Source organism: Comamonas squillarum, assembly GCF_025309455.1.
GTDB classification, from domain to species: domain Bacteria; phylum Pseudomonadota; class Gammaproteobacteria; order Burkholderiales; family Burkholderiaceae_C; genus Comamonas; species Comamonas squillarum.
Window position 1 is genome coordinate 4537996 of sequence record NZ_CP104377.1, and the last position, 17674, is coordinate 4555669.

Below are 17674 nucleotides of genomic sequence, written 5' to 3' on the forward strand. Positions count from 1 at the left end.
CGAGCGCGCCATCCGTTGTGGTGGCGCGCTTTTTGCATGACCCGATGTGCTACAGGATGGAAACCAAGACTTTGGATTTGGACGCTTAGAACCTATCGATAACACCTCTCAAGGAGTGAGCAATGTCCCATGACGCGCAAGCAAGGGGTGCCGCCGGCAGCGAAGCCGGTGGCCTTTGGAACGACGACCTCGCACCCACGCAAGCCTCGCAGCGAACGTGGACCTGGTACCACTTCACGGCGTTGTGGATAGGCATGGTGATGTGCATTCCGGCCTACACCTTGGCCGCCAGTCTGGTCGAAGGCGGCATGTCGGCGTTCCAGGCGGTCATGACGGTGTTTCTGGCCAACCTGATTGTGCTGGTGCCGATGCTGCTGATCGGGCATGCGGGCGCCAAATACGGCATCCCCTATGCGGTGCTGGCCCGCGCCTCCTTCGGCACCCGGGGCGCCAAGCTGCCTGCAGTGCTGCGCGCGCTGGTGGCCTGCGGCTGGTATGGCATCCAGACCTGGTTTGGCGGCCTGATGATCTATACCTTGCTCGGGGTGATCCTGGGCCATCCGCTCGAGAGCGAGAAGATCTCCTGGCTGGGCATCAATGTGGCGCAGTTGGTCTGCTTCCTGGTCTTCTGGGCCATCCAGTTCTACTTTGTGGTGCATGGCATCGAGTCCATCCGCAAGCTCGAGACCTATACGGCGCCGGCCAAGATCGTGATCTGCTTTGTGCTGCTGTGGTGGGTGTATGACAAGGCGGGCGGCTTTGGTCCGATCTTGAGCAAGCCGTCGGCCTTTGCGGCTGGCGAAGCCAAGGCCGGCCAGTTCTGGGGCACCTTCTGGCCGTCGCTCACGGCCATGATTGGTTTTTGGGCCACCTTGGCGCTGAACATCCCCGACTTCACCCGCTTTGCCCGCTCGCAGCGGGACCAGATCGTGGGCCAGGCCATTGGCCTGCCGGTGCCCATGGGCCTGCTGGCGGCCCTGGCGGTGATCGTCACCTCGGCCACCGTGGTCATCTATGGCAAGGCGCTGTGGGACCCCGTGGATGTGGCCGCGCGCATGACCGGCGCTGCAGTGCTCATCGCCCTCATCGTGCTGCTGGTCGATACGGTGAGCGTCAATCTGGCGGCCAACCTGGTGGGCCCCGCCTACGACTTTTCTGCGCTGAACCCCCAACGCATCAGCTACCGCACCGGCGGCTACATCACCGTGGCGATTGCCATCCTGATGATGCCCTGGAAGATTCTGGAGTCCACCCAGGGCTATATCTTCACCTGGCTGATCGGCTACTCGGCACTGCTCGGCCCGATTGCCGGGATCTTGATGGTCGATTACTTCCTGATCCGCCGCACCCAACTCGATGTGGACGAGCTCTACCGCGAGGGCGGCAAATACAGCTATTCCGGCGGCTGGAACTGGGTGGCTGTTGCCGCATTTGCCTGCGGCGTGGCGCCCAATATTCCGGGCTTTCTCAATGCCGCGTTTCCTGCCAGCTTCCCCGATGTGGCAGCGATCTTCAAGGACCTGTACGCTTATGCCTGGTTCATCGGTCTGTTCATTGCCGGTGTGGTGTACCGCATCGGCATGGCCAGCCATGTGGTGGCGTCGCAGGCCATGCTGCGGCGCGCTTGAGCGCAGCAGCCGCCGTTTTTGTGATTTGAACCAAGGAGAGACATGATGAGCACAGCCAGCCACCCCCTTCTGATCCGTGGTGGTACCGTCGTGAATGCGGACCGTGAAGAGCGCGCCGATGTGCTGCTGGTGGACGGCAGGATTGTGGCCGTCGGTGAAGGGGCTGCGGCCCAAGCACCGGCCGGCACCGAAACGCTGGATGCCAGCGGCCAGTATGTGATGCCCGGTGGTATCGATCCGCACACCCATATGCAGCTGCCCTTCATGGGCACGGTCACCGCTGATGACTTCTTCACCGGCACTGCCGCGGGCCTGGCCGGTGGCACCACCAGCATCATCGACTTTGTGATTCCCGCGCCGCAGGAGCCGCTGATGGACGCCTACCGCAAGTGGCGCGGCTGGGCTGAGAAGTCGGCGGCCGACTACTCCTTCCATGTGGCGGTGACCTGGTGGAGTGAGCAGGTGCGCGAGGACATGGGCGTGCTGGTGCGCGACGAGGGCATCAACAGCTTCAAGCACTTCATGGCCTACAAGAACGCCATCATGTGCGATGACGAAACCCTGGTCAACAGCTTCCGGCGCGCGCTGGAGCTGGGTGCCATGCCCACCGTGCATGCCGAAAACGGCGAGCTGGTCTACCTGCTGCAGCAGGAGGTGGCGCGCATGGGCATCACCGGACCGGAAGGCCATCCGCTGTCGCGCCCGCCGATGGTGGAGGCCGAGGCCGCCAACCGGGCGATTGCGATTGCCGATGTGCTGGGCGTACCCATCTATGTGGTGCATGTGAGCTGCATCGAGGCGGCCGACGCCATTGCCCGTGCCCGGGCGCGCGGCCAGCGCGTCTACGGCGAGGTGCTGGCCGGCCATTTGACGATTGACGACAGCGTCTACCGCCATCCTGATTACGCGACGGCCGCTGCCTATGTGATGAGCCCGCCGTTCCGCCCCAAGGAACACCAGGAGGCGCTGTGGCGCGGCCTGCAGGCCGGGCATCTGCACACCACGGCGACGGACCACTGCACCTTCTGCGCCGAGCAAAAGGCCGTGGGCAAGGACAATTTTGCCAAGACGCCCAATGGCACCGGAGGCGTCGAAGAGCGCATGGCCGTGGTCTGGGATGCCGGGGTGAACACCGGGCGCCTGACGCCCAGCGAGTTTGTTGCGATCACCTCGGCCAATACGGCCAAGCTCTTCAATGTGTACCCGCGCAAGGGCTTTGTCGGCGTGGGCGCCGATGCCGATGTGGTGCTCTGGGATCCGAAGGCGACCAAGACCTTGTCGGCCAAGACCCAGCACTCCAAGGGTGATTTCAACATCTTTGAAGGCCGGCAGGTGACAGGCCTGCCCAGCCACACCATCAGCCGGGGCCGCGTGGTGTATGCGAACGGCGACCTGCGCGCCGAGAAGGGCGCAGGCCAGTATTTCAAGCGGCCGGCCTTCGGCCCCAACTTCCAGGCAGTGCAAAAGCGGGCGCAAGAGACGGCGCCCACGGCCGTGGCCCGCGCGCAATGAAACAAGGAGACCAAGCATGGACACGAAAGTGAAGACCGATACCAGCCAGCTGCGCATCAATGGCGACCGGCTCTGGGCATCGCTGATGGAGCTGGCCCAGATTGGTGCCACCGCCAAAGGCGGCGTGTGCCGCCTGGCCCTGACCGACCTGGACCGCCAGGGGCGCGACCTGGTGACACGCTGGGCCCAGGAGGCGGGTATGACGGTCACCATCGACAAGATCGGCAATGGCTTTATGCGCCGCCCAGGGCGCAACAACAGCCTGCCGCCGATCATGACCGGCAGCCATATCGACACCCAGCCCACGGGCGGCAAGTTCGACGGCAACTATGGCGTGCTCGCCGGCATCGAGGTGGTGCGCACGCTCAATGACCATGGCATTGAGACCGAGGCGCCCATTGAGGTGGCGTTCTGGACCAACGAGGAGGGCTCGCGCTTTGTGCCGGTGATGATGGGCTCAGGCGTGTTTGCCAAGGCCTTCAGCCTGGAGCATGCCTATGCGGCCAAAGACACCGACGGCAAAAGCGTCAAGGACGAGCTTGCGCGCATCGGCTACATCGGCCCGCAGGAGCCCGGCGACCACCCTATCGGCTACTACTTTGAAACCCATATCGAGCAGGGCCCGGTGCTGGAGGACCATGACAAGACGATTGGCGTGGTGACCGGGGTGCTGGGCATCCGCTGGTATGACTGCACCGTCACCGGCATGGAAGCGCATGCCGGCCCCACGCCGATGGCGCTGCGCAAGGATGCGCTGCAAGTTGCCACCCGGGTGATGCAGGAGGTGGTGGCCTGCGCGCACCGCCACCCGCCGCACGGGCGCGGCACGGTCGGCATGGTGCATGTGCATCCCAACAGCCGCAATGTGATTCCGGGCGAGGTGAAATTCAGCATCGACCTGCGCAATGCCACCGACGCCGACTGCGAGGCCATGGACCAGGATATTCGCGCGGTGGCCGCGCGCATCAGCCAGGAGACGGGGCTGACGATCAAGATCGATCTGGTGTCCAGCTACACCGCGCAACCTTTCAACCCCGATTGCATCGATGCGGTGCGGCGCGGCGCGCAGATGCTGGGTTACTCCCACATGGATGCCGTCTCGGGCGCGGGCCATGATGCCGTCTACATGGCGCGCCTGGCGCCAGCGGGCATGATCTTCATCCCCTGCAAGGATGGCATATCGCACAACGAGATCGAAGACGCCAAGCCCGAGCACATCACGGCCGGCTGCAATGTGCTGCTGCATGCGATGCTGGAGCGCGCAGGCCGTTGAGCCGGTGAGAGGCTGCGCGGCGGGTCTCCACCGCGCTGCAGCAGTCCAACCGCAAGGCGCTGTGAGCCTGAGGCACAAGCCATAAAAAAACCCGGCCACCTTGACGGTGCCGGGTTTTTTGGTGTCTGGCACCAAGCCCGCAAGGGGTCTTGCAGGCTTGATGGTGCGCTATGACAGCCGGGGCAATTACATGCCCATGCCGCCCATACCACCCATGCCGCCCATGTCGGGCATGGCAGGAGCGGATTCAGCCTTGGGGGCTTCAGCGATCATGCACTCGGTGGTCAGCAGCAGCGAAGCCACGGACGCAGCGTTTTGCAGTGCGGTGCGGGTCACCTTCGTTGGGTCCAGGATACCCATTTCCAGCATGTCGCCGTAGGTGTCGTTGGCAGCGTTGAAGCCGAAGTTGCCCGTGCCCTTGAGCACGGCATCGACCACCACCGATGGCTCGCCACCAGCGTTGGACACGATTTCGCGCAGAGGCGCTTCGATGGCCTTCATCACCAGCTTGATACCAGCGTCTTGCTCGGCATTGCCGGTAGCCAGCGCGCCCACGGATTGCTTGGCGCGCAGCAGCGCCACGCCACCACCGGCCACGATGCCTTCTTCCACTGCAGCGCGGGTCGCGTGCAGGGCGTCTTCCACGCGGGCCTTCTTTTCCTTCATTTCGACTTCGGTGGCAGCGCCCACCTTGATCACGGCAACACCGCCGGCCAGCTTGGCCACGCGCTCTTGCAGCTTTTCACGGTCGTAGTCGGACGTGGCTTCTTCGATCTGAGCGCGGATTTGCTTGACGCGGGCTTCGATTTCAGCAGCTTGGCCAGCACCGTCGATGATGGTGGTGTTTTCCTTGCCGATTTCGACGCGTTGGGCTTGGCCCAGGTCTTCCAGGGTCACCTTTTCCAGCGACAGGCCCACTTCTTCAGCGATCACCTTGCCGCCGGTCAGGATGGCGATGTCTTCCAGCATGGCCTTGCGACGATCGCCAAAGCCTGGAGCCTTCACAGCCACGACCTTCAGGATGCCACGGATGGTGTTGACCACCAGCGTTGCCAGTGCTTCGCCTTCGACGTCTTCTGCAATGATCAGCAGAGGACGGCCGGCCTTGGCCACAGCTTCGAGCGTAGGCAGCAGGTCACGGATGTTGCTGATCTTCTTGTCGAACAGCAGCACGAAGGGGTTGTCCAAAATAGCGGCTTGCTTTTCTGGGTTGTTGATGAAGTAGGGCGACAGGTAGCCGCGGTCGAACTGCATGCCTTCAACGACGTCGAGTTCGTTGTCCAGCGACTTGCCTTCTTCCACGGTAATCACGCCTTCCTTGCCGACCTTGTCCATCGCGTCAGCAATGATCTTGCCCACGGATTCGTCGGAGTTGGCGGAGATCGAGCCGACTTGGGCGATTTCCTTGGAGGTGGTGGTGGCCTTGGATTGCTTCTTGAGCTCTTCCACCAGGGCGGCGACAGCCTTGTCGATGCCGCGCTTCAGATCCATCGGGTTCAGACCAGCGGCCACGTACTTGGAGCCTTCGCGCACGATGGCTTGGGCCAGCACGGTAGCGGTCGTGGTGCCGTCACCAGCGATGTCATTGGTCTTGGAGGCCACTTCCTTCACGAGCTGAGCGCCCATGTTCTGCAGCTTGTCCTTGAGTTCCACTTCCTTGGCCACGGACACACCGTCCTTGGTCACGGTAGGGGCGCCGAACGAACGCTCGAGCACCACGTTGCGGCCCTTGGGGCCCAGGGTCACTTTGACGGCGTTAGCCAGAATGTTCACGCCTTCAACCATGCGTGCACGTGCTTCACCGCCGAATACTACGTCTTTTGCTGCCATTTTTGGCTCCTAAATACTTGAAAACTTGAAATGAGAATGAATGCTCGGGAGAGAAAGCGTAGCGAGCAGGTGTCAGGCTAGGCGCACGGATCGCAGCAACCGGAACGTACTTGGGTACGTGAGGATTGCGAGCACCGCGCAACGACGCCTGGCGCCTGCGCAGTAGCTTTATTTCTCGACGACGGCGAAGAGGTCTTCTTCCTTCATCACCAGCAGTTCATTGCCGTCCACCTTGACCGATTGGCCAGAGTACTTGCCGAACAGCACGCGGTCGCCGACCTTCACACCCAGGGTGATGGACTCGCCCTTGTCGTTCTTCTTGCCTGGGCCGACGGCCAGCACTTCGCCTTGGTCGGGCTTTTCAGCAGCGTTGTCGGGGATGTAGATGCCCGAAGCGGTCTTGGTTTCGTTTTCCAGACGCTTAACGATCACGCGATCGTGCAGAGGACGCAGGTTCATAACAACTCCTTCAATATCAATACCAGGTTTTGATGAAAGATGGCCCGGCAGATGCCGCGCCAAATACGCAAAAATGTCTGAGAAGTGGTGGTTTTAGCACTCTACCCCTTCGAGTGCTAATAATAAGGTCATTTGATGACAGTTCAAGACTGCGGGGGCTAAAAAATCGATCCAGGGGCACTGCCCGATCACGATACCTCTGCGCAAGAATCACGAAAGCGCTGGTGGGGACTGAAGATGCTGCTATTGAAAGAGGTGCATCTCATGGCGGCAGCCGATCCCGCGCAGCGCACCCATGCTGCGAAGCCCGCACGGGGGCCCGGGCCAGATCACCGCAGCTGGAACTTCCATTCATCGGCCTGGAGGCGGCATGCCCCGGGTCAGTCCGGCAGCTCGATCTTGAGCGTGGCCGACAGCATCTGCACCAGCAAGGCCTCGGCCTGGGCGAAGTCACCCGCGTCCAGCGCGGCCTTGTTTTGCAGCAGCGCAAACTGGGTTTGCTGGTCGACATAGCCTTGGGTGATGGCCCAGATGCTGAACATCAGGTGCTGGAAATTGACGGGCGCAATCAGGCCTTGTTCGGCCCAATGCGCAAACGCTGCCACATTGGCTGCCAGCAACGGGGCGATGCGCTCGCGCACGGCCGAGGCGGCAAAGGGCGCGCCAGCAATCATCTCCTTGGTGAACAGCTGGCTGCCATAAGGGCGGGTGCGTGCAAATTCGAACTTCTCGCGGATGTACTGGCGGATCTGCTGGGCCGGGTCGCCGTCCTTGGACAGGCCTGTCATATGGCCCAGCCAGTCGTCGATCACCGATGCCAGCACGGCCTGGTACAGCGCCTCCTTGCTGGGGTAGTAGTACAGCAGGTTGTGGCGGCTAAAGCCGGCATCCTGCGCGATCTGCTCCAGCGGAGCACCTTCAAAACCCAGCAATGCGAAATGCCGCTCTGCCGAGCCCAGGATCAGGTCAATCTTGCGCAGACGGGCCGCACTGGGTTTGCGTGCCATCTCTGCAGTGGCTGCCTGCGAGAGCGCTGGCGGTGTGGGAAGGGCATCATTCATGAGCCTGTATTGTCTGGCATTTGCGATCGCCGATGGCGCGGCTGCATGAAGAACCTGCTGGTCGCGGGCGATCTCCTCGCGCTGTGACGCTGTCCTGGTGGACTGTCTGGCAGACCCGTCTGCTGCCTTGCTCACCGAGCCGGCTTGGATGACGCATCCATCGAAGGCGTGGGCAACGATGCGCGCTCTGGACCGTGGCAACTGGGAGCGGTTGTTGCGGCGTCATTGGCTTTTTTGTGCGCACCAAGCAGCGGACACCAGGCATAAAAAAAGGCAACGCATTGTGCGTTGCCTTGGATACCAAGTGGTGCCTTGCGGCACCCGGGCATGCTGCCCGGCTTGGGGTAATTATTGTGGGCGGCTGTTGGTTGGGAAAGGCCATGCCGCATTGGTGCTGAGCACGGTCTTGACAGGCTCTGCAGCAGCAGGCGCAGCTGCTGGGGCCTTGGCAGGAGCAGCAGCCTTCTTGGCGGGAGCAGCCTTCTTCGCGGGTGCTGGAACCTTGGCAGGAGCAGCGGCCGTCTTGGCGGGTGCTGGAGCCTTGGCAGGAGCAGCAGCCTTCTTCGCAGGAGCAGCGGCCTTCTTGGCGGGAGCTGCGGCCTTCTTGGCTGGAGCTGCGGCCTTCTTCGCGGGAGCAGCGGCCTTCTTCGCAGGAGCAGCAGCCTTCTTCGCAGGAGCAGCAGCCTTCTTGGCAGGAGCAGCGGCCTTCTTGGCTGGAGCTGCAGCCTTCTTGGCTGGAGCAGCAGCCCTCTTGGCAGGAGCAGCGGCCTTCTTGGCAGGAGCAGCGGCCTTCTTGGCAGGAGCAGCGGCCTTCTTGGCAGGAGCAGCGGCCTTCTTGGCAGGAGCTGCGGCCTTCTTGGCGGGAGCTGCGGCCTTCTTCGCAGGAGCGGCAGCCTTCTTGGCAGGAGCGGTAGCCTTCTTCGCAGGAGCGGCAGCCTTCTTCGCAGGAGCTGCAGCCTTCTTAGCTGGAGCAGCGGCCTTCTTCACGGCAGTCTTGGCAGCTGCTGTGGATTTGGTTGCGGGCTTGGCGGCGGCTTTCTTGGCGGCTGGCTTAGCAGCGGCCTTTTTGGCGACGGCCTTGGCAGCAGGCTTTGCCGCTGCCTTTGTGGCGGCTGGCTTGGCAGCGGCCTTGGGCTTTGCAGCTGCCTTGGGGGCGGCTGCCTTGGTTGCAACTGCCTTCTTGGCAGTTGCCTTGGTGTCAGCAGTTTTCTTGCTTGCTTTGGACGTTGCCATGCTCTTCTCCTTCGGTCAATTTAGAAAGCAGACTTCATGCCTGATTGAATTCGACACGAAGTTTTGATAGCAAACTGAATTGTGCATCAGCTGCTAGCAACTGGCATAGTGCAAACCTCAATAAAGACGCCAAATTTCACAGTTTTCTCTCAGGAAAACCACATTCTGACGAGGTTTGCACATCAAGGTCGGCGTCAATCCCAGGAAAGCGCGCCACCGGACTGGTATTCGATGACCCGTGTCTCGAAGAAATTTCGCTCCTTTTTCAGGTCGATCATCTCGCTCATCCACGGGAAAGGGTTGTCCTCGTTGGGGTACAAAGCATCCAGGCCGATCTGCGTTGCGCGGCGGTTGGCGATGTAGCGCAGGTAGCCTTTGAACATCGATGCGTTCATGCCCAGCACACCTCTTGGCATCGTGTCTTCGGCGTATTGGTATTCAAGTTCGACTGCCTGAATAAACAAGGCCTTGATCTCGTCCTTGAACGCGCTGGTCCACAGCTGCGGGTTCTCCAGCTTGAGCTGGTTGATCAGGTCGATGCCGAAGTTGCAGTGCATGGACTCGTCGCGCAGGATGTACTGGTACTGCTCGGCTGCGCCCGTCATCTTGTTCTGGCGGCCCAGCGCCAGGATCTGCGTGAAGCCGACATAGAAGAACAGGCCCTCCATCAGGCAGGCAAAAACGATCAGGCTTTTGAGCAAGGTCTGGTCGGTCTGCGGCGTGCCGGTCTGGAAGTGGGGGTCCATGATCGCCTCGATGAAGGGGATCAGAAACGCATCCTTGTTGCGGATCGAGGGAACCTCGTTGTAGGCGTTGAAGATCTCGGCCTCATCCAAGCCCAGCGACTCCACGATGTACTGGTAGGCATGCGTGTGGATGGCTTCTTCAAAGGCCTGGCGCAGCAGAAACTGGCGGCACTCCGGCGCAGTGATGTGGCGGTAGGTGCCCAGCACAATGTTGTTGGCGGCCAGCGAATCGGCGGTGACGAAAAAGCCCAGGTTGCGCTTGACGATGCGGCGCTCGTCCTCGGTCAGGCCATGGGGCGATTTCCACAGCGCGATGTCGCGCGTCATGTTTACTTCTTGAGGCATCCAGTGGTTGGCGCAGGTGGCCAGGTATTTCTCCCAGGCCCATTTGTATTTGAAGGGCACCAGCTGGTTGACATCGGTCTTGGCGTTGATGATTCGCTTGTCGGCGGCATGGACGCGCTTGAATGTGGCGGCTGGGGATGCGGCAGGCGATGCAGAGGGCGAGGCCGCAGAGGTGGCCGGCGCGGCTGGTGTGGCCAGCGCGTCCATCGAATCTTCTTCAAAGCTCAACATGAATGAATGCTCCTGGTGGGGGCCGCGGCTGCGGCCAGGTTCAGACGGTTAGCAGCTCTTACTGGCAGGCTTCGCAGCCGGGGTCATCGATGGCGCAAAAGCGGATGTCGGTGCCGGGCGCGGCGGACTGCGATGCAGCAGCGGCGGCGTGGGCGACAGCCTGGGCGACGGGCGACGCATAGCTGCTGGGCACGGCATTGAGCACGCGGCTTTGGATGGTGGATTTCTCGGCCTGCGTGGCGCTGGTGGTGCGCAGGTAGTAGGTGGTCTTGAGGCCACGCACCCAGGCGAGCTTGTAGGCATCGTCGAGCTTCTTGCCCGAGGCCCCTGCCATATAGATATTGAGGCTTTGCGCCTGGTCTATCCATTTCTGGCGCCGGGAGGCCGCTTCCACCAACCAGACGGGGTCGACCTCAAAGGCTGTCGCATACAGGGCCTTGAGTGCGTGGGGCACGCGGTCGATGGGGCGCAGCGAGCCATCGAAATGCTTGAGGTCCATGACCATCACATCGTCCCACAGGCCCAGCGCTTTGAGGTCGCGCACCAGGTACTGGTTGATGACGGTGAACTCGCCCGAGAGGTTGGACTTGACCGAGAGGTTGCCAAACGAGGGCTCGATCGAGGCATCGACACCGACGATGTTGGAGATGGTGGCGGTGGGCGCAATGGCCACGCAGTTGGAGTTGCGCATGCCGTCCTGCGCGATCTTGCGGCGCAGCGCCTCCCAGTCCAGGCGCATGCTGCGGTCGACCTGCACATAGCCGGCCTGGCCGCGCGCCTGGGCGAGCAGGTCCAGTGTGTCCAGCGGCAAGATGCCTTGGCTCCAGAGCGAGCCGGGGTAGCTGCTGTAGACGCCGCGCTCGCGCGCCAGCTCGGTCGATGCCCAGTAGGCGTAGTAGCAGACGGCTTCCATCGAGGTGTCGGCAAACTGCACGGCCGCATCGCTGGCGTAGGGGATGTGCAATTGGTAGAGGCTGTCCTGAAAGGCCATGATGCCCAGGCCCACCGGGCGGTGGCGCAGGTTGGAGTCGCGTGCCTTGCCCACCGCGTAGTAGTTGATGTCGATGACGTTGTCGAGCATGCGCATGGCCGTGGCGATCGTGCGCTTGAGCTTGTCATGGTCAAGCGCCAGGCCGCCTTGGCCGTCGTCCTTCAGGTGGCGTGCCAGGTTGACCGAGCCCAGGTTGCAGACGGCGGTTTCCGTGTCGCTGGTGTTGAGCGTGATCTCGGTGCAGAGGTTGGACGAGTGCACGACGCCGGCATGCTGCTGTGGGGAGCGCAGGTTGCAGGCATCCTTGAAGGTGATCCAGGGGTGGCCGGTCTCGAACAGCATCGACAGCATCTTGCGCCACAGATCGACCGCGGGCACGGTCTTGCTCAGCGCCAGCGCGCCGCTGGCCGCCTGGGCTTCGTAGGCGGTATAGGCACGCTCGAAATCCTGGCCAAAGCGGTCATGCAGATCGGGCACATCGGAGGGGGAGAACAAGGTCCACATGCCTTTTTCCATGACCCGTTGCATGAACAGATCGGGGATCCAGTGGGCGGTGTTCATGTCGTGGGTGCGGCGGCGGTCATCGCCGGTGTTCTTGCGCAGCTCCAGAAACTCCTCGATGTCCAGATGCCAGGTCTCCAGGTAGGCGCAGACGGCGCCCTTGCGTTTGCCGCCCTGGTTGACGGCCACGGCCGTGTCGTTGACCACCTTGAGAAAGGGCACCACGCCTTGCGACTCGCCATTGGTGCCCTTGATGCGGGCGCCCATTGCACGCACCGGCGTCCAGTCATTGCCCAGACCGCCGGCAAACTTGGACAGCAAGGCGTTTTCGCGGATCGCATCGTAGATGCCGCCCAGGTCATCGGCCACCGTGGTCAGGTAACACGACGACAGCTGCGAGCGCAGGGTGCCGCTGTTGAACAGGGTGGGCGTGGATGACATGAAGTCAAAGGACGAGAGCAGGTCATAGAACGCGATGGCGCGTGCATTGCGGTCGTCCTCCTTCAGCGCCAGGCCCATGGCCACGCGCATGAAGAAGGCCTGGGGCAACTCGATGCGCTGCTGGCGTACATGCAAAAAATAGCGGTCGTACAGGGTCTGCAGACCCAGGTAGTCAAACTGCAGATCACGCTCGGGCTGGAGAGCGGCGGCCAGCCGGTGCAGGTCAAAGTCCAGCATCTCGGGGGCGAGCAGTTCGTGCTCAACCCCTTGCGCGACAAAGCCGGGGAAGTAGCTGCGGTAGGCCGCGCCCATATCGGCACTGCTGACGTCCTGGCCGATCACTTCGCGCGTGATGGTGTGCAGCAGCAGGCGCGCGGTGACAAAGCTGTAGTCCGGGTCCTTTTCGATCAAGGTGCGGGCAGCCAGAATGGAGGCCTTGAACACCTCGTCCATGTGGACGCCGTCATAGAGGTTGCGCAGGGTCTCGCTGAGGATGGGCGCGGGGTCGACGTCCTGGCCCAGGCCCTGGCAGGCTGCGGCAATGCGGTCATGGAGTTTTTTGACATCAAGCACCACCTGCTGGCCCCGGTCCTGCACATGCAAGCTGGCATGGGCCGGCGTGTGCTGGGCCTGGAGCTGGGCACGCTCCTGGTTGCGGCGCTCGCGGTACAGCACATAGGCGCGTGCCACCTCATGGTTGCCGCCGCGCATCAGGCCCAGCTCGACCTGGTCCTGCACATCTTCGATATGGAAAGTGCCGCCGCCCGGGCGCGAGCGCATCAGCGCGCGCACCACCGTGTGGGTCAGGTTCTCGACCACTTCGCGCACACTGGCCGATGCCGAGCCCTGGCTGCCATGCACGGCCAGGAACGCTTTCATGATGGCGGTGGTGATCTTGGGGGGCTCGAAAGGGACGACTGCTCCGTTGCGCCGCATGATCTGGTAGTCCGGCAGTACGGTAAATCCATCCAGGGTGCGCGAGCTGGCGGCCGGTGCGGCTCGTTGCTCGGAAAGCGAAGCAGCGCTCATGATGTCCTCTCTGTGGTGCGTGAAAAGCCGGAGAAACAGCGCTGTGCATGCCGGTATCACTGAGCCGCTGGATACCACCTCACACTACATATAGTGTTTTATTAAGCGCTGGACACTACCTGTAGTGTATGGCGCAATGCATGGTTTGTGTGTAGTGCCGATGACCATGCTGCGCAGCAAAACGGCGGCTACTGCGCATGGCGTCGTGGTTTGCGCCTGCAAACCACCACTGTGCGTGTGTTTCTGCGCCATCTGCGTTGCAGAGCCTGCGTAAAACTTAGGCATTGCATCTGAAAAAAAATTTTTCAGATGTGGGGAAATTGCTGTGTTTTTGAAGTGCGCATGCCATCAGCTGCATGCGGATGCGTGAAAAATGCAGGCTGTTTAGAGGGTTGGCCTATAGCCTGATTTAGAGCTGCCAATACGGGCCAGCAAACCAACGGTTTGCGGTTGGAACGAGGCACACCGCCGCAGGCCGTACAAGCGTAGGGCAAGGTGGGGCAACGACGATCAAGGGGGGTGTTGCTGGCTCTCAGAGATGCAGTGAGGCAGGAAACATGGATGCCGGCCAGGCCAGATCCTGCTGCAGCTGGGGCCACAAAAATCCTGGGCCCGGGTCGTTCTTGCGGCCTGGCGCAATGTGTTCGTGGCCGGCGATATAGGCGATCGCATACTGGGCGCGGATCTGCTGGCACAGCTGCACCAGACTGTGGTACTGGGCGGGCTCGAAAGTCTCGCCCTCCAGGCCTTCGAGCTCGATGCCGATGGAGTCGTCATTGCAGCGCGGCCGGCCGCGCCAGAACGACTGGCCGGCATGCCAGGCGCGCTGGTCGGCGCTGACAAACTGCCACACCACGCCTTGGCGCGTGATGAAGAAATGCGAGGACACCTGCAGGCCCCGGATGCTCTGGAAGTAGGGGTGCGCATCCCAGTCGAGCTGGTTGGTAAAGAGCCGCTGCACATCCCCCGTGCCGTAGATGCCCGGCGGCAGGCTGATCGAGTGGACGACCACCAGATCGATGCATGCCCCCTCGGGCCGGGGACTGTAATTGGGCGAGGGGCAGTGCATGGCCGTGCGCAGCCAGCCTTTTTGCCAGAGCGCAGCTTGCGGCGCGGTGGCAGCGTGGGGAGCGGGGGCGCCGGGCGGCGTCTCGGGCAGATCTTGGGGCATGGCGTTGGGCCCCTAGGGCTGCACCCCATCGCTGGGGTCATGGATCTGCAGCCGCTCCATGCGGTAGCGGATCTGGCGCAGGCTGATGCCCAGGCGGTTGGCCGCTGCGGTGCGGTTAAAGCCAAACTCCTGCAGCGCGCGCACGAGGATGTCGCGCTCGATGCCATCGAGCCAGGCCTGCAGATCGGCGGGCAGATCCTGTGGCGGCGCAAAGCCGTGGAGGCGCTGAGGCGCGACGGCTGCGGCCTTTGGCGCGGGCGTGGGCTGCTCATAGGCAGGGGCCGGCTCTGCAGCCTGGCTGTGCACGGGCGCCGGATGCGCGGCATCGGCCCGGGCCGGCTCCACATCCAGAAACGCGCCATCGCTCAAGGCGACCGAGCGCAGCAACAGGTTTTCCAGCTCGCGCACATTGCCCGGCAGTGCATGGCCTGCCAAGGTGTGCAGCGCCTGGGCGCTGAGCTGGGGCACCGGCTGGCCGCTCTCGCTGGCGATGCGCTCGAGCAGCGCCTGGCACAGCGCAGGCACATCTTCGCGGCGCTCGCGCAGCGGCGGGATGAAGATGTCAATGACGTTGAGCCGGTAGTACAAGTCCTGGCGAAAGCGCCCGGTCTGCACGTCGGCCGCCAGGTCGCGGTGGGTGGCACTGACGATGCGCACATCGACCGCTTCTTCCTGTTGCGAGCCCAGGGGCCGCACCTTGCGCTCCTGGATCGCACGCAAGAGCTTGGCCTGCATCGACAGCGGCAGCTCGCCGATTTCATCGAGGAAGAGGGTGCCACCATGGGCTGCCTGGAAAAAGCCTTCGCGGTCCTGGTTCGCGCCGGTGTAGGCGCCTTTGCGGGCACCAAAGAACTCCGCTTCGAGCAGGTTCTCGGGGATGGCGCCGCAGTTGACGGCCACCATCGGCCCGCTGGCCCGCTGGCTGTTGCGGTGCAAGGACTGGGCCACCAGCTCCTTGCCGGTGCCCGATTCGCCGCGCACCAAAATGGGCGCCATGCTGCCGGCCACCTTGGCAATGCGCTCGCGCACCTGCTGCATCACCAGCGACGGGCCGATCAATTCGCGCTGGGCCGGGGGGGCAGGCCGGGTGGGCGTGCCGGGCTGCGGCGCCGCTTGAAAAGCGGACTGCGCCGGGGCCAGCGCAGCGGCATCCTGCAGCCCCTGGCAGGCGGACGCCACCACCTGGCGAAACTGCTTGAGGTCCACCGGCTTGGTCAGGTAGTCAAACGCGCCTTCGCGCAGGGCCGCGACGGCATTGTCGGCCGAGCCATAGGCGGTCATGACGATGGCGCGCTCGCTGCGGCCCTGGCTGCGCAGGTCCTGCAGCAGCTCCATGCCCAGGCCATCGGGCAGGCGCATGTCGGTGATCAGAATCTCGAAGCGGCGCTGCTGCAGCTGGGCGCGCGCTTCCTGCACCGAGCCGGCCGTGTAGACCCGGTAGCCTTCGCGCAGCAAGGTCAGCTCATAAAGGGTTCTGAGGTCGGGCTCATCGTCCACGACCAGAACAGTGGTGTTTTCAAAACTCATGCCTGGTGGATCAAATCAGTCTGCTGGGGATGCGCGGGGCTGGCGGCCCGGCGAAACTGCACTATGAAGGCATTGCCCTGTGCCAGCTCGGGCAGCGCTGCGCTCTGCCTTTCATAGCGGATCATAGCGCCATGGCGGGTGCACAGCTCGCGGCAGATGTACAGGCCCAGGCCGCTCGATCGGCTCTCGGAGGAGAAGAAGGGCTCGAACAGATGCTTTTCGATGGTCGGCTCGATGGGCGCGCCATCGCTCCACACGACCAAGGTGGTGGTGCCCGTCAGGCTGCTGTGCGTGCTGACACGCAAGGAGTCTGCACAGTCCCGGCGGTAGCGCTGGCCGTTGTTGAGCAGGTTGTAGAGCAGCTGGCGCAGGTGTCCGGTATCAAAGGCCACCAGGCTGTCCTCGGCACTGAGCGACAGCGCCACGGTGTGGGCGGCGGGGGCCAGCGCCATCCAGTCATGGCAGATGTGCAGCACGGTCTCATTGAGGGCAATGGAGTCGCCATCGCCGGGCTGGATCTGGTTATGTACGCGGGCAATGTCCAGAATATCTTCGGCAATGCGGCCCAGGCGCTGGGCATTTTGCTCGACCATGTAGGTCAGGCGCTTCTGGCCCGGGTCGGTCAGCTCCTCATCGAGCAGCGCATTGGCCTGGGTGATGGCCGTCAGCGGGTTGCGGATTTCATGGGCCACGGCCGCGGACATACGCCCCATTGCCGCCATTTTCTCGGTGCGCAGCCGCGCCTCTATCTCACGCAGGTCATGCAAGAACACCAGGCACAGCGGGTCATTGTCATGGCTGCCAATGTTGCCGAAGGTGGGCAGCGGGTGGGTCAGCCAGGTGCGCACATGCAGGCCAATGGGGGCCATCTGCGGCGCGGTCAGCGCCAGGTCTTGCGAGAAGGGCTTTTGCTCTGCAAAGGTCTGGGTGACCTGCTCGACCACACCGCGCCAGGCGGGCAGCTGCGCCAGCGCCAGTGGCAGGTGAGGGTGACCCAGCAAGGTCATGGCGGCCGGGTTGGCAATACGCACCTGCAAGGCCTGATCGGCCACCAGCACGCCATCGGGCAGGTTCTGCAAGATGAGCGCATTGATTTGCTCTTGCTGGTTGGCCGCAGCGGCATTGCGCAGGCCCTGCAAGGTCTCGCGCTCCACCCGCGAGGCGAGCAGCCGCACGAGAATGCCCACCAGAAAATAGGCCGCTCCGGCGAGCCCGGCCTGCACGGTGTTCTGCGTGCCATCGGGGTCAAACACCGACAGGCGAAAACTCAGCGACTCGACAATCAGGAAAATCGTGATATAGGCGCAGCTGCCCAAGGTCACCAGCCAGCCACCCAGGGTCCCGGCAAACAGCACCGCCAGGCCGAACATCGGCGTCAAGGTGTAGGTGCCGGTTTTGGTCACTTCCAGCAGCGAGATCAGCAGCAGATCCATGCCGATCGTGGGCAGCCAGGCGTAGACGCGGCGCTGCGGTGGCGGCTGGTGGCTGAGCGCGGCATACAGCATGGCCGAGATGCCATAGGCGCCCAGCAGCGCCAGCTGCGACAGCAAGGGGCCCGATTGCGCCGGCGTGATGGCCATGGCCCCCAGAGCCAGCAGCAGGGCCACGAAGACGCGGGCCACCAGGTAGCCGCGCCACAGGCGCTTGAAGGGGGTTTCCATCAACGCCAGCGCGGCCATCGTGGCGATGCCCAAAG

At 63.0% G+C, this 17674-nt stretch carries 12 protein-coding genes; 3 read left to right on the forward strand and 9 right to left on the reverse strand.

Annotated elements, in window-relative coordinates; translation table 11 throughout:
• The first annotated feature begins 122 nt into the window (after positions 1–122).
• The 3 genes from N4T19_RS20665 to N4T19_RS20675 are packed head-to-tail and all read left to right on the forward strand — an operon-like array spanning position 123 to position 4413.
• Entirely contained in the window at positions 123–1628 is a 1506-nt protein-coding gene (locus tag N4T19_RS20665) for an NCS1 family nucleobase:cation symporter-1 (RefSeq protein WP_116924587.1), read from the forward strand.
• A 45-nt stretch (positions 1629–1673) separates the two neighbouring features.
• Complete coding sequence (hydA, locus tag N4T19_RS20670) at positions 1674–3140, forward strand: dihydropyrimidinase (RefSeq protein ID WP_260718909.1); 1467 nt, start codon at positions 1674–1676, stop codon at positions 3138–3140.
• Between the two features lie 16 nt (positions 3141–3156).
• Positions 3157–4413, forward strand: coding sequence for a Zn-dependent hydrolase (locus tag N4T19_RS20675; protein ID WP_116924588.1), 1257 nt, complete (start codon positions 3157–3159; stop codon positions 4411–4413).
• Between the two features lie 186 nt (positions 4414–4599).
• On the opposite strand, the gene groL is transcribed toward N4T19_RS20675, so the two are convergent.
• The 9 genes from groL to N4T19_RS20720 form a co-directional block, all read right to left on the reverse strand.
• Positions 4600–6243 carry a chaperonin GroEL gene (groL, locus tag N4T19_RS20680; RefSeq protein ID WP_116924589.1) on the reverse strand — a complete coding sequence of 548 codons (1644 nt, stop codon included), beginning with the start codon at positions 6241–6243 and terminating at the stop codon, positions 4600–4602.
• Between the two features lie 168 nt (positions 6244–6411).
• Positions 6412–6702, reverse strand: coding sequence for a co-chaperone GroES (locus N4T19_RS20685; RefSeq protein WP_021025779.1), 291 nt, complete (start codon positions 6700–6702; stop codon positions 6412–6414).
• A 380-nt stretch (positions 6703–7082) separates the two neighbouring features.
• A complete protein-coding gene (locus tag N4T19_RS20690; RefSeq protein ID WP_232539535.1) occupies positions 7083–7763 on the reverse strand; it encodes a TetR family transcriptional regulator C-terminal domain-containing protein in 681 nt (226 codons plus the stop codon).
• 348 nt (positions 7764–8111) lie between these two features.
• On the reverse strand, positions 8112–8996 hold the full coding sequence (locus tag N4T19_RS20695; RefSeq protein WP_260718910.1) for a hypothetical protein: 885 nt from the start codon (positions 8994–8996) through the stop codon (positions 8112–8114).
• A gap of 194 nt (positions 8997–9190) precedes the next feature.
• Positions 9191–10318 (reverse strand): ribonucleotide-diphosphate reductase subunit beta, encoded by a 1128-nt coding sequence (locus tag N4T19_RS20700; protein WP_182345044.1) that lies wholly within the window; start codon positions 10316–10318, stop codon positions 9191–9193.
• A gap of 58 nt (positions 10319–10376) precedes the next feature.
• On the reverse strand, positions 10377–13280 hold the full coding sequence (locus N4T19_RS20705) for a ribonucleoside-diphosphate reductase subunit alpha (RefSeq protein ID WP_182345045.1): 2904 nt from the start codon (positions 13278–13280) through the stop codon (positions 10377–10379).
• A 532-nt stretch (positions 13281–13812) separates the two neighbouring features.
• Positions 13813–14451: a 1,6-anhydro-N-acetylmuramyl-L-alanine amidase AmpD gene (gene ampD / locus N4T19_RS20710; protein ID WP_260718911.1), complete on the reverse strand. Its 639-nt coding sequence runs from the start codon at positions 14449–14451 to the stop codon at positions 13813–13815.
• A gap of 12 nt (positions 14452–14463) precedes the next feature.
• Positions 14464–15978: a sigma-54-dependent transcriptional regulator gene (locus tag N4T19_RS20715; protein WP_116924593.1), complete on the reverse strand. Its 1515-nt coding sequence runs from the start codon at positions 15976–15978 to the stop codon at positions 14464–14466.
• Complete coding sequence (locus N4T19_RS20720) at positions 15975–17672, reverse strand: PAS domain-containing sensor histidine kinase (protein ID WP_260718912.1); 1698 nt, start codon at positions 17670–17672, stop codon at positions 15975–15977. The genes N4T19_RS20715 and N4T19_RS20720 overlap by 4 nt, the downstream gene beginning before the upstream one ends.
• Positions 17673–17674 lie beyond the last annotated feature (2 nt).

Excerpts from the sequence above, each read along its gene's own strand:
- N4T19_RS20665 (WP_116924587.1), top strand. The coding sequence starts at position 123 with ATGTCCCATGACGCGCAAGCAAGGGGTGCCGCCGGCAGCGAAGCCGGT.
- hydA (WP_260718909.1), top strand. The coding sequence starts at position 1,674 with ATGAGCACAGCCAGCCACCCCCTTCTGATCCGTGGTGGTACCGTCGTG.
- N4T19_RS20675 (WP_116924588.1), top strand. The coding sequence starts at position 3,157 with ATGGACACGAAAGTGAAGACCGATACCAGCCAGCTGCGCATCAATGGC.
- groL (WP_116924589.1), bottom strand. The coding sequence starts at position 6,243 with ATGGCAGCAAAAGACGTAGTATTCGGCGGTGAAGCACGTGCACGCATG.
- N4T19_RS20685 (WP_021025779.1), bottom strand. The coding sequence starts at position 6,702 with ATGAACCTGCGTCCTCTGCACGATCGCGTGATCGTTAAGCGTCTGGAA.
- N4T19_RS20690 (WP_232539535.1), bottom strand. The coding sequence starts at position 7,763 with ATGAATGATGCCCTTCCCACACCGCCAGCGCTCTCGCAGGCAGCCACT.
- N4T19_RS20695 (WP_260718910.1), bottom strand. The coding sequence starts at position 8,996 with ATGGCAACGTCCAAAGCAAGCAAGAAAACTGCTGACACCAAGGCAACT.
- N4T19_RS20700 (WP_182345044.1), bottom strand. The coding sequence starts at position 10,318 with ATGTTGAGCTTTGAAGAAGATTCGATGGACGCGCTGGCCACACCAGCC.
- N4T19_RS20705 (WP_182345045.1), bottom strand. The coding sequence starts at position 13,280 with ATGAGCGCTGCTTCGCTTTCCGAGCAACGAGCCGCACCGGCCGCCAGC.
- ampD (WP_260718911.1), bottom strand. The coding sequence starts at position 14,451 with ATGCCCCAAGATCTGCCCGAGACGCCGCCCGGCGCCCCCGCTCCCCAC.
- N4T19_RS20715 (WP_116924593.1), bottom strand. The coding sequence starts at position 15,978 with ATGAGTTTTGAAAACACCACTGTTCTGGTCGTGGACGATGAGCCCGAC.